This is a genomic window from Paenibacillus plantarum (assembly GCF_013141695.1).
Lineage (GTDB): Bacteria > Bacillota > Bacilli > Paenibacillales > NBRC-103111 > Paenibacillus_E > Paenibacillus_E plantarum.
This window is the reverse complement of record NZ_WHNY01000040.1, coordinates 372,912-386,092: the sequence shown is the minus strand read 5'-3', so window position 1 is coordinate 386,092 and position 13,181 is coordinate 372,912. Positions and strand designations below refer to the sequence as shown.

At 40.4% G+C, this 13,181-nt stretch carries 10 protein-coding genes; all 10 read left to right on the top strand.

Annotated features, from left to right (window positions below):
* The first annotated feature begins 194 nt into the window (after positions 1–194).
* The 10 genes from GC096_RS13980 to GC096_RS13935 all read left to right on the top strand — a co-directional run bounded on the left by GC096_RS13980 (position 195) and on the right by GC096_RS13935 (position 13,119).
* Positions 195–1,325: a hypothetical protein gene (locus tag GC096_RS13980; protein ID WP_171630925.1), complete on the top strand. Its 1,131-nt coding sequence runs from the start codon at positions 195–197 to the stop codon at positions 1,323–1,325.
* Between the two features lie 20 nt (positions 1,326–1,345).
* Complete coding sequence (gene wsfD / locus GC096_RS13975) at positions 1,346–2,800, top strand: glycan biosynthesis hexose transferase WsfD (protein WP_171630923.1); 1,455 nt, start codon at positions 1,346–1,348, stop codon at positions 2,798–2,800.
* Between the two features lie 40 nt (positions 2,801–2,840).
* Positions 2,841–4,406 (top strand): hypothetical protein, encoded by a 1,566-nt coding sequence (locus GC096_RS13970; RefSeq protein ID WP_171630922.1) that lies wholly within the window; start codon positions 2,841–2,843, stop codon positions 4,404–4,406.
* Positions 4,403–5,653, top strand: coding sequence for a glycosyltransferase family 2 protein (locus GC096_RS13965; protein WP_171630920.1), 1,251 nt, complete (start codon positions 4,403–4,405; stop codon positions 5,651–5,653). The genes GC096_RS13970 and GC096_RS13965 overlap by 4 nt, the downstream gene beginning before the upstream one ends.
* Before the next feature lie 14 nt (positions 5,654–5,667).
* Positions 5,668–7,758, top strand: coding sequence for a cellulose biosynthesis cyclic di-GMP-binding regulatory protein BcsB (locus GC096_RS13960; protein ID WP_171630918.1), 2,091 nt, complete (start codon positions 5,668–5,670; stop codon positions 7,756–7,758).
* The gene (locus GC096_RS13955) at positions 7,755–8,609 is read left to right on the top strand and encodes a GGDEF domain-containing protein (RefSeq protein ID WP_171630916.1); all 855 of its coding nucleotides are present in this window, start codon (positions 7,755–7,757) and stop codon (positions 8,607–8,609) included. Before GC096_RS13960 ends, GC096_RS13955 begins: the two co-directional genes overlap by 4 nt.
* 128 nt (positions 8,610–8,737) lie before the next feature.
* Positions 8,738–10,051 (top strand): spore germination protein, encoded by a 1,314-nt coding sequence (locus GC096_RS13950; RefSeq protein ID WP_312886266.1) that lies wholly within the window; start codon positions 8,738–8,740, stop codon positions 10,049–10,051.
* Positions 10,052–11,140 carry a GerAB/ArcD/ProY family transporter gene (locus GC096_RS13945; RefSeq protein ID WP_171630912.1) on the top strand — a complete coding sequence of 363 codons (1,089 nt, stop codon included), beginning with the start codon at positions 10,052–10,054 and terminating at the stop codon, positions 11,138–11,140.
* Positions 11,141–11,150: 10 nt separating this feature from the next.
* Entirely contained in the window at positions 11,151–12,197 is a 1,047-nt protein-coding gene (locus GC096_RS13940) for a Ger(x)C family spore germination protein (protein WP_171631001.1), read from the top strand.
* 142 nt (positions 12,198–12,339) lie between these two features.
* Positions 12,340–13,119 carry an ABC transporter ATP-binding protein gene (locus tag GC096_RS13935; RefSeq protein WP_171630910.1) on the top strand — a complete coding sequence of 260 codons (780 nt, stop codon included), beginning with the start codon at positions 12,340–12,342 and terminating at the stop codon, positions 13,117–13,119.
* Positions 13,120–13,181: the final 62 nt, after the last annotated feature.

The window sequence follows — 13,181 nt, the reverse complement described above, 5'->3', positions numbered from 1 at the left end:
ATTTTATTTGATTTAGGGAGGATTTACCTTTTGATCGAATAGTTTCATGTGATAAACTACAACTAACTAAGCCCACTCGCGCGCAAAATACGACTTCTAGATAAAGATTCCACCTCAGATGTAGTGTGTAGTCTTTTTATCATACCATTCGACGTTTTTTCTGGAAATGATTGTGTTAGGAGCTGCCGGAATACATGAAAATTTTCAGGAATATAGGACTGATCATCCTCGGATTAATTGGCATTTATGTGATTTATTATGGGATAAACTTTATGCTGGGAGACACCCCGAGATTGCAGCGGCAATCAAGCAGTCAATACGGTCAGACCATGCAAGTGACAGAAAATCGCAACTTATTAGTGGAATTTATACAGGACAAGCTTACAAGCAAGCATGGTATTAATACGAATCTGAAGGATACAGATCAATTGGGTGCTGCTGCTTCTGGTCATGAAGTTCTGAGTGAATCCGCGGGTCTCTTGATGCGTTATTACGCTCTCACGGGTCAGAAAGATAAGTTTGATGGGCAGTGGCAGCAAGCCAAGCAAGTATTTGATACCCCATTTGGATTCAGCTATCGGTATAGTCCCAAAAAGAATAAACAGTATCCGATGAATGCCATTGTAGATGATTTGCGTATCATTCGGGCACTCGATGAAGCTTCCGTCGCTTTTGGAATAAAGAAGTACAGAGAAGAAGCGGAAACTTACGGCAAGCGACTCTATCAATATAATGTTGTGAATGGACAAATGCGAGACTTCTACGATCCAACATATAAAATGACAAATTCATTCCTAACTTTGTGCTATATCGACGCTGCCTCGTTGGAGCTTGTACCGCTATCACGGAAAAAGAAGGCGGCACTTGAAGCTAATATGCTGCAAATTGTCCAAGATGGCTATTTGTCGGATTCGTTTCCATTTTACCAAACTCGCTATGATTTTGATAAGAAGGGTTATCAATCTGAAAGCATAAACACCGTAGAATCGTTACTAACTATTCTAAACCTAGCAGAAGTTAAGCTGGAACAGCCAGCCAGTATCCGTTATATCAAAGATCAGGTTAAAGCAGGAACCTTATATGGTCAATATGATCGGGAAGGGAAACCACTGAACGATGTAAGGTCAACTGCAATCTATGCAATATCAGCCATGATTGGATCGGTTATTAAGGATCATGAGCTTTATGCCGATAGTATTCACAAGATGAATGAATTTCAAATCCATAATCCACAGAGTCCGCTGAATGGCGGCTTCGGAGATGTCAATGCCGCGCAGGCCTACTCCTTCGATAATTTGATGGCACTTCTAGCCTACACGTACTGATCAGAAAGGAGTGCGATCACATGTGGAACAATCGTTTCATCCAAGTGCTGCTTAGCAAGATGTCCCCAGCTGCTTTCGCTGCCATCGTGGTGTTCTTGATCACAGTGATCGCACTATTTACGCCTCCTTATATTGGGATGGCTGATAATGGGGATTATGCTCGAATTTTGAATGGACTTTACGTGAAGGATGCGGACTATACAAGCCAATACTTTGGTTACTTTGTCAAAACCTTTGGTATATTTCAATACTATAATGAGAATAGTGCCTCCATATTTTCCACACAAACATTTTTCATGAAAGCTGCAATTCTCATTAATCAACTTTTTTATAGAGAAGATACCTTTGATATTCGTTTTCAAGCGGGCATGTACTTGATACTTTATGTAGGCGCCATTTATTTACTAGTGGAAGCACTGACTTGGAAATTGTCAAAGAAATTAGGCTATGCAATGGCCGCGATCGTAATTTTCGTATTAGGCGATACTGGATACACGGCATATTTTAGCTCGTTTTATGGCGAGAGTGTTGTACTTATTATGAGTGTTTACATGGTTTCATTTGGCTTATTGCTCTATCGGAAAAGATATAATGATTACCTTATGATGATATTATTTATCCTAAGTGCCATGATTTTGACGGCTAGTAAACAGCAAAATGCTCCTGTTGGTATGATCGCTGCACCGATTGGTGTCTTTTTCATTTATATACGGAAAAATACGCTGTATCGCTCTATCACTTCGATTTTGCTTATTGCATTACTCGGAGTTGGTGTTGGCACGTACATGCTCATTCCGAAAGAATTTGTCAATATTAACAAATACCATGCCATGACGCGAGGCGTACTTATGGGCGCGGTGGATCCAGAGAAGACCTTAAAGAACTTTGACATCGATAAGCAATATGCCATATTAAATGAAACGGAATACTTCGATGCTTATACAACAGTAAATGTGGAGTCGGATATTCTACAAGACGAATTCTATAGTAAATACGGTTTCGTCTCCATTTTGACCTATTATATGATGCATCCGAACCAAGCTGGTCAGATGTTGAACTTGGCTGCACGTGACGGTTTCAGTATCCGACCTAACGCAATGGGGAATTATGAACGTTCTGTGGGCAAACCTTTTGGCGAACAAACCGTGTTCTTCTCGGGTTACAGTTTGTTAAAGAAAGCCATTGCTCCTAAAACGTTTGGCTTTGTTTTATTATGGATTTTAACGATTCTCGGACTCTATCTACCTTCATTTGTCATGGCGATTCGGTCACGATTATGGCGAAATGCAATTAGGTTGCCGTTAATTTTGATGCTTATAGGGATTGGGCTTTCCGGAATTTTTGTATCCATTATTGGTGCTGGGGATGCGGATCTTGCCAAACATGAGTTTTTATTCACACTAATTTTCGATTTAGTATCATTGATTACCATCATAGATCTCATTTCCAAGAGGTTATGGAGCCAAGAGAATTGAGCCTTTACTTGGTTGATTTCGCGGGAGAGGGGGAATAGGTATGTTTAAACGATACCAAATAGGTACTTCATTATTATTATTAGTCAATCTACTGTTCTTCATATGCTTTCCCCAAATAACGTCTGCCGCTCAAGCTGAGACTACGCCTGTGCTAGTTGTTTACGATAGCTTAGCAAATGGAACACCTTTTGAAGGTAATATAGATGCTGTACAACGTATCCTTGCTTCATTAAATGCCCAGGTAACGATAACTTCCTATGATAAATACGAAGCTGGCATGCTCGCCAAATTCAATAAAGTGATTAACATTAGTAATTTGGAAGATGTTTCGCATTCACCTGAAATCTTTAACCGTGATATGAATGGCTACTTTGGGGATTATATGCATATAGGGTATCAACTCCCACAGCATGTTCAACAAGATATGGGTATTGAGGTTCAAAAGCAAGCTACGGACACATTGAAAATTTCAATCGGTCAATTCACTCAAGCATCCATAATTGCAAGTAATATCTCGTATACAACAAAGTTCAAGGGGACCTCCTACGGTACTATTTTTTCTGAAAATAGGAAAGTGAGCTATCCGTATGGGATCATTCACGGTAAAAATGCTTATATCCCTTATTTGTTAAAAGGGAATTTAAGCGAGCTGGCCGCTTCCTTCGTATTGAAGGATTGGTTGCATGTGACTAGTACAGGACAGAACTTTGTTGTACTAAATGAAATCTACCCATTCTCTGATTTGGATTTACTTAATGAAGTTGCAGATCGCTTATATAGTGCTGGCATACCATTTATTGCAAGTGTGCAACCTGTGTTTAGTAATTTTCAATTCCCCGCGATGCAACGATATTTGGAGACACTTAAACATATTCAGTCTCGAAATGGAAGTATCGTGGTGAATGCGCCCGTAGTAGCTTCAACAATTAGCCCCGACATCGCAGGATTAAAAGCACAGTTGAGTTCTTTTCTCGATGCATTAGCTGAATACGAAATTGTTCCACTTGGTATTGGTTCCGAATTATATTGGACGTATGATCAACATTATTCGGAATCTGGCTTATCGATCTTTGATTCAGGCATAATTTATGATAATCAAAACATCAGACACCATACGCAAAGAAATAATTCGAGTGTATTTAATTCCGCGATGTATACAATCAAGGGTAAGGATTTAAACAAATATATAAATTCAAATCAGTCACTTAAATCACTACCAATGAATACTGCATTTGTTTATCCTTTTCCAATAAATCGTCAAGAAATGGAAGAAACATTAGACACTTTATTAACAAGTTGGACGACATTTGCCGATTATAAGAATGAAGAGCATAGTGTGCGTACGGAAAAGAACGAATTAACCTCACATAGCGGCCATTTGCAAATCAATGGACAACCTATCGCTTTAAACAATACGATCGCTGAGATCGACTCTGCTCACACCTATGTGCAAGAAGTGAAGAAGAGCTTTACGACCTTATTTTCGGTGCAAAATAATATCTTCATTGTACTTATTCTAACGACGCTTCTTATTTTTATGGTATTTCTCATCATTGGGTATCGCATGTACAAACGAAAATTCACCCATCAGGAGAGGTCATTATGACAGTTGCAGATATTTTGATGCTAATTTCCGTCATCTGTATTTGGTCACTGTTATTGGTTAATGTGATTCTAATCGTAGCAGGCTACTTGTACTATATTCAAATTGAGAACAAACCGGTTGCACCTATAGAAGGTGAGTATCCATTTGTTAGCATCATGGTTCCGGCACACAATGAGGCAAAGGTAATAACAAAAACGGTGGAATCCTTACTCGCGCTATCGTATCCGCATGATCGATATGAGATTATCGTCATCAATGACAATTCCTCTGATAATAGCAGTGTCCTATTAGGGAATCTCCAAACGAAGTACCCGAACCGCAATTTGATCATCTTAAATACGGATAATGTGATAGGTGGGAAAGGGAAGTCCAATGCTTTGAATTTGGGTTTTAAACTAAGCAAAGGTGAACTTATTGCCATCTATGATGCAGACAATACCCCGGAGAAAACGGCTTTGACGTATCTAGTTTCCGAAATAACGCATGATGCTAGCTTAGGAGCCGTCATTGGGAAATTTCGAACACGCAATCGGGATGCAAGCCTCTTGACTCGTTTTATTAATGTTGAAACATTATCATTCCAATGGATGGCACAAGCGGGGAGATGGAAGTTATTCAAGCTGTGTACGATTCCTGGTACGAATTTTATTGTTCGGCGTTCGATCATCGAGCAAATGGGTGGTTGGGATGTGAAGGCAATTGCAGAGGATACGGAAATTAGTTTTCGCATTTATTTAATGGGATACAAGATAAAGTTCCAGCCTAAGTCAGTCACATGGGAGCAAGAGCCACAAACAGTTAAAGTATGGTTTAAGCAGCGAACGCGATGGGCGAAGGGAAATATTTACGTCATCGTCAAAAACATCCCCTTATTATTCAAACGTTCAGCTCGAAACATTCATTTTGATATTTTATACTATCTCTCGATATATGTATTGTTGTTAACCTCGTTAGTCATGTCCGATTTACTTCTCATATTGCATGCTTTGGGTTATGTAAGTACTACCATTGCTAGTTTTAGCTCATTCTTGTGGGGGCTTGCCATTATCTTATTTATTCTTGGGACATTTATTACGTTAGTAACAGAAAAGGGTGAAATGAAGCTTTCGAATGTTTGGATTATAATGCTCATGTACGTCTCTTACTGCCAGATGTGGATGGTTGTTGCAGCATATGGTATGTACGCCTTTTTGAAGGATTTGGTTTTCAAGCGAGAAGCCAAATGGTATAAAACCGAAAGGTATTAGATAGGGGAGAATTTATGAAGAAACGATGGCTGTTGATTACGACCGTTTGTCTTTTATCCCTGTTTACATCGTTAAGCTCATCAGCAGGGGCGGAAGAGCTTTCACCAACTGGGAATAAACAATATCAAACTAATTTTGCAGATACGTCGTTACTCGGCGGCGTAACTTATACATCACAGTACTTTCAGATTGAGGATTATTGGAACGTAGCTAGTGTTGAAGTTCATCTCGATTATGAGATTTCACGCCTACTTCAGAATGACCGATCAAGTGTAACGTTATCGATAAACGGAAAGCCGTTTCACTCATTTCGTCCGGTCATTCAAGAAACGAAACAACAGCAGTTGACCGTCCTTGTTCCTGTTTCGTATCTCGTGAAAGACGTAAATACGCTAACTGTTCAAGGAAATTTCGAAACAACTGCGCCGCTCGCTGTGAATGCTTGTTTGCCGACAGCTACGCGAGATAATTGGTTGCAAATATCCAAAACCTCCCGTATCTCAGTGAATTATGCAAACTCGGCAATTCAGAAGAATATCCGGGATTTCAATGATCATTTTATCGGATTGGATACGATCAAAGAAGGTCTGAATGCGATCCTGGTCACAGAAGGGGAAAGTAACTTGGCTGTACTTGAAGCGGCTACCTACGCGCTTTCTGGATTCGCTAAGGTGAATCCTCTTTCGGATAAAGGGATTCCTATTGTCGCATACAGTGCGGATAGTATGAAAACAAAGCAAGCCCTTATTCTCATCTCCTTCTATAATGATCTGCCTCAAGAAGTGAAGTCAACGATTCCAACCGATGATTTAGATAATAAAGCCTACATTAAGTTGGTTACCTTTGCGGGAAAACCGACGTTAGTGGTCACTTCTTTGGATACTGCTTTACTGGTGAAAGCAGGACGATTACTAGGCAATCAGTCGTTGCTTAGTCAGCTCGACACGGATACGAAAGTAGTCGACGCCACTACAGAGGTAGAATCCCCGACTGTGAATATTAGCCGAAACATAACATTAACGGAAACAGGCGATAAAATCGTTGGTGACCGTCATCGTGAGAAATTTTATTTCGTCTCACTTCCAGGTAATCGTTCAATCGCGGATGCGAGCAAGCTCAGCATTAAGTATCGTTACGCGAAAAATCTAGATTTCGATCGTTCTATGGTTACGATCCTCATCAATGATACACCAATTGGCAGCAAGCGCTTGTCTACAGAGCTCGCAGACAATGATCATATTGATATTACAATCCCCAAAACATTAAATATTAGCGGGAATTTCACAGTGAAAGTTGCTTTCGATTTGGAACTCAAAAATGCAGGCTGTATTGAGAATCAGGATCAAATGCCATGGGCATTTGTTGATAAGGATTCTATGTTACAGCTTAATACCAAAGATAAAGCGGACATGCTGTTTAACAATTACCCTTATCCATTTCTGCGAGATGGCAGCTACAATCAGTTGGCAGTCGTTCTGCCCAAAGAGCATGATACATACATATACCAAACGATTTCGAACGTTTTTAATTTGTTAGGGCGTTACGCGCAGACCAATACCGGGGAAGTGCTCTTTTACCAAGATAATGTCGCGGCTTCACAACTGAAGAACCGCGAGATCATCGCTATCGGTAGTTATCTGAATAATCAAGTGATCCGTACGAATAATGAGAAGCTGTATTTTCAATATGATAAAAGCGGCACAGGCTTCGTCTCCAATGAAAAAATGAGTATCGAAGCGAAGTATGGCACTCGCATAGGCTCGCTTCAATTGATCGATTCACCTTATGGGAATGGCTTCGGGCTGCTCGCCGTCACAGGAGCTAGTTCAGAGTACGCTTATTTGGCCTCTAAACTTATCGGTTCGGAAGGGACGTTGTGGAAAGTATTCGGCGATGGAGCTGTAACGGACATTGACGGGCAAATTCATGCATTTCGTTTTAAAAAAATAACGACAACTGAGCCAACGACAGTATTGAACGATGTCATGAATCGCAAAGATGTTCTGGGTTTCATGGTTGCTGTTGTCCTTGTTGCCTTATTGGTTATTCTCTCGCTTATCCTGCTCATTCGTAAATACCGAAAGAAGCGGAGGGATCGTGGATGAGGCGTTTACAAAGCAATATGGTTTCGGATGGCGCATTTATTTTCCTGATTATTGTCTGTTTCGTATGTATCGTATTTACCGCGGGTAACCCCAATCTCTATATCCAAAATATTATTTTCTTGAACCTAGCGTTGTTAATTTCAATCGTCACCTACTTTACAAACGTGACAACGGGATTGATTTTAAATATCCTTTTCATCTTCGGGTACGGCACGTTCACGTTGTATCAAACGGTGGTAGTGGGCGGAGTAGTCGGACCTCAGAATTATTTCTGGCTCATCATGACGCCACTTTTTACGATCTCAACGTGGCTGCTTACTTATGGTAATCGCCAGCTTCAGTTGGAAAATGAACAATTGCAGAAGGCGAACAAGTCACTCGCAACAGTAGATGCCAAAACGAGCTTAAAGAATACATTTTCGTTCCAATCCGATGCAACGATCTTCATGGCCCTGTCAGTTCGTTATCACATCCCATTAACACTTCTGGTTTTCAGTGTGAAATACTGGGATGAAATTCGGCGTATTATTGGAGAAGAGCAACTAATGGAGGCCGTACTTGATCTGTCACAAATGAGTCAGACCAGCATCCGTACGAATGATTCACTCTATTTGCTCAATAAGGAAAATCCAATGTGGGGTATGCTGTTATTCACAGATCGACCGGGCGCTTCTATTGTCATTGATCGATTGAGAAATAGCGTGGAGGAGCGAAACCGGGATGAGTTTAGGGAGAAATACCGAGTCGAGCTTATCTTGAAGATGGGCGCGATTGAATATGATGCGAAGGAAATTCCCAACCCATTGGAGTTTATAACGCTGGCTAAGAAGCAATTGGAATTTGATGTCTAAATATCAGGTACAGATCTCAGCTATTGAGAATCTGTACCTTTTTTTATCATGATTAACAAGTCAAAAGTATGCAAATACTACTTGAGAACTATTAGCATAATTGGAAGGGAGGAACTGATTTGTCTATCGTGACCAGGTTGAAATATCATTTTGAACAAGACAGGGAGTATATTTCACGCCAAATATGGATAGGCAGTGATCCTATACTCATTCTAGGACTAAGGACACTCGTTAATTTCCCGAGATCACTTACCATGGTGCGCGAACAGCTTCACACAGTAGATGATATAGATCAACCGATACAAGATAGGCTGAAAGGGCTTGGTCACAATGTTTCCAATTGCACACTGGAAGAACTCATCTCAGAAATATTAGATGGCATGCTCATTGCCATTCATGAGCCATCTGGCACTTATATTAGCATCATACCAGTTGCACAACCGCTCAATCGTTCAGTAACAGTGCCATTAACGGAAAATGTAGTTAGAGGGTCAAGCAGCGCTTTTAACGAGGATATTGAACTCAATGTTGGCCTGCTTCGGAAGCATATTAATTCAAGTGATTTACAGATTGCGACGTATAGATTTGGGGAAGTATCCAAAAATTGCGTGGTTTTGTCCTATCTAAATAAAAAGATTGATCCTACACTTCTTAAATCTATCATTAACGCGATCGAGTCGAATTTACATGTGGAGATTAGTAATGTGCAAGAACTATCCAAAATGTTTGGATTCTCAAACCTTACGCTAGTTACTCGTTACAATACAACGGAGCTGCCACAAAGTGCTGCACGAGCTTTGAAAAATGGTAAAGCGGTACTTTTCATTGAGCGATTGCCCTTTGCATTGGTATTACCCAGTCTTGTTTCAGATCTGTTCGTGATAGCAGATGATTCCAATCATCCGCCAGTGTTTGCTATGATGCTGAGTTTCATCCGCATAATAGGAGCGCTTATAACCCTAATTATCCCTGGTTTATATGTGGCATTAGTTTCTGTAAATCCGGATGTGCTTCGGTTCGAGCTGGCGCATTCAATCGCAAGAAGTCGTGTAGATGTACCCTATCCTGCGATCGTAGAGACCTTGATATTGTTGTTTGTACTGGAATTAATTTTGGAAGCCATTGTTCGACTTCCCCCGAGTATTGGACCGACACTTACCATGGTAGGGGGGATTGTACTTGGACAAGCCGTCGTAGAAGCGAAACTAGTTAGTAGCCTACTTATCATCGTTTTAGCGGCCACGACCATCTCCAGTGCGACAGTTGTTGGATATCAAAATGGTTTATCCATCCGATTGTTTAAATATGTGTTATTAGTCCTTTCTGCCATCTTTGGCGTCCTGGGTCTTTTATTCGGGATCGTCATTATCTGCTCCTATTTAGCAGGCGTCAAATCACTTGGCGTTCCTTATTTGCAATTCAAGCATCCAGAAGGTGAATGAATGTTTAAAAATATGCAGGTTGCAGTCGTTTATATCATTACGCATCTCGGATTGATCTTCTTTCTATATCCAACGGATATCATAGCGAGTACCCAGGAAGCACATTGGGCACCAGTCTTAGTAGGGTACGTAATTCATATTACCGTTGTTTTTATTTATCTGAAGGGACTTAGCTATTTTGGCAACCAAAACATCATTCAAATTTTGATCAACAAGAATAAAGTCATTGCTTGGCTGACATTATTTCCAGCTTTTCTATATTTGTCATTGGTTATCGTGATTACCATAAGGGCTTATGCGGAAATCATTTCGATTGTGATTCTTGCGGATACGCCGATCTGGCTCCTCATGTGTCTATTACTGGGTGTTCCTGTATTTATGGTCATGCATGGAGGAATTAAAGCGCTATTGAGAACTGGGGTATTATTAGGTATCTTATTTCTGCCGCCCATGCTTTTCGTCATGGTGTCATCTTTCCAAAACGTTGATATGTATTATGCGCTTCCAATTATCCCAAAGGATCCTACGAAGCTTTTCTCATTTCTAACCCATTTCTCCTATTATAAAAGCTTGTTTGCATTTGCAGGTGGCTTTCTATTTTTGGGTTTTATTCCTTCTTCCTTGACGTTTAAACCCAAAACCATCTATATCAGCAGCGTAGCAGTCTTCCTGTTTTTTCTTCTTTCCATCTATATTCCTATAATGACATTAGGTGGAGAAACCTCGCGGCAGCTCGCTTTCCCATTCATTTTCGCAATAGACACGATAGAAATAAACTGGCTGATGTTTGACCGGATTACGATATTTTTTTTATTGAGTCTCATTGCGTTTGTCATGCTTTTCATCGCGTTAACTCTGTGGCAAATTGCCTGTTTAATTAGGACTAATGCACAAAAAATGCCGAACAAGTACCTTTTATCAGCCATCGCACTTGTCGTGTTTCTCATTTGCTTATGTATTCCAGAGTGGGAGGACATTGAAAGACTATTGCAGTGGAATTCAATTCTTCGGTTATATGTTTCCCTTGTTATTCCGTCTGTTATTTTCATAATAGGGTACCGACAGCATAAACAAGTCAGAGAAAGTTGATGTGAAACGCATGTTGAAATGGATCGTTGCTACACTTTTGCTATTTATCCTTAGCGGATGTTGGGACAACAAGGATATTAATCATCGTTCTTTACCGATTGCAATGGGTGTTTCGTACAATCAAGGCAACTATACCGTTTTTTTAGATATTCCAAAAGTAAGTGAAAAGGATAGTATCCAAGTTGTTTCGGAAAGTGGGGACACCATTAACGAAATCATTGATCACATCAGCATGAACATGGAAAGCGAAATCGATCTACTTCATTTAAAAATCATTATCGTCGATAAAGAGTTCGCCAAACACGGTCTCAATGATGGTGTTGCCAGTTTGATTCGTTCGAGACATGTCTCCCCGAAAACATTATTCGTAATCTGCGATGAATCGCCAGAACGGTTTTTTCATAAAATGGATCAAGATTCCCATGATGGAACCATGATTTATGATTTTTTTCAAAGGAATAGTGGTTTAAGCCCAGAGATTGCCTACACGCAAACGTGGAAAATATTTCGGAGTATTCATTCCTTCACGAATGATGTTGTGATTCCGATTATCAAATCTGGCAAAACGACAGCTATTGAAAGCACAGGTTCGGCCATTATGAAGAATGGCAAAATGGTGGGGCGACTTACGAATGAAGAAACCTTGCTGATTAATGTGTTTAATGGGAAGCAAACACAGGGTAAAATCGAAGTGATGGGCAAGGCTACGATTCAAATTGTAAGTAACGAGCTGAGCTACAGAAGTTCATTTGAAAATAACCAACCTCTGTTGAAAACCAAGCTAAGATTAAAGGTAATCTTACTGGATACGCAAGGTGATCTATCCTCAGCAGCTATTAAGGATGAACTGAGCAAGTTAGTGATTGAACGATTTGAAACATTATTTGAGAAAATTAGGCTCGGCGGAGCTGATGTTCTTGGGATAGGCCAATATTTCCGTCATGAATTGACGCGGTCTCAATTGGAGGATTGGCGAACTAAATATTTTCCAAATCTAAAAACTGATTTGGAAGTTTCAACATCGATTCGAAATACGGGGAACTTGAAAGGAACTTAAACTTACTTATAAAGGAAAACAAACACGGAGGCTGCGAATGTATTCGCAGCTTCTATTTCCGTATTGTATGGTAAACCCCTTGAGCAAATAAACATCTGATGATAGGATGAATGTACAAGGAATTGGAAGGAGAAATCATTAAATGACACAAGTGATTGAAATGAACAAAATAGGTTGGTCTAGGGACAACAAAATCATCCTGGACGATATAAATTGGCATGTTGCCAAAGGCGAGCATTGGGCTATACTTGGACTAAACGGTTCAGGTAAAACAACGCTCCTCAATATGATTAATGGCTATATTTGGCCTACGACAGGGCAATTGTCTGTCTTGGGGCATCCTTTTGGCAGCGTAGATATAAGGGAATTGCGTAAATCGATCGGTTGGGTCAGTTCCTCCTTGCAGGAAAAATTGTACGCTTCAGATAAAACACAGCACGTCGTTATCAGTGGCAAACATGCGTCTATTGGGTTGTACGATAAACCGAGTGAGGAAGATTTCGAGCGAGCAAGGGGATTTATGCAGCGGCTCTCTTGCCTGCATTTGTATGATCGTACTTATCAATCCTGCTCGCAGGGAGAGAAGCAAAAACTGCTCATTGCCAGAGCATTAATGGCATCACCCAAGTTGCTTATTTTGGATGAAGCTACGAACGGCCTGGATTTTCTTTCAAGAGAAGCCTTATTATCCAGTATAAGCGAGCTGGCCGTGGGGCCGGATGCTCCGACTTTGATATTTGTCACCCATCATATTGAGGAGATTCTCCCGGTGTTTGGTCAAACATTACTCATTCGTCGTGGCGGTGTGTTTGCCAAAGGAGATACGCGTGAAGTGCTGACAAGTGACAGTTTGTCATCCTTCTTTGAGACCTCAGTAGAAGTGAAATGGCAGAATCAGCGTGCTTGGATTTCGATTCCGTAGGTTTGTAAGGAGAATGTTCTCAACTGCTAGCGTAGCATTAATTATCTTTCTTTTGTATGCTA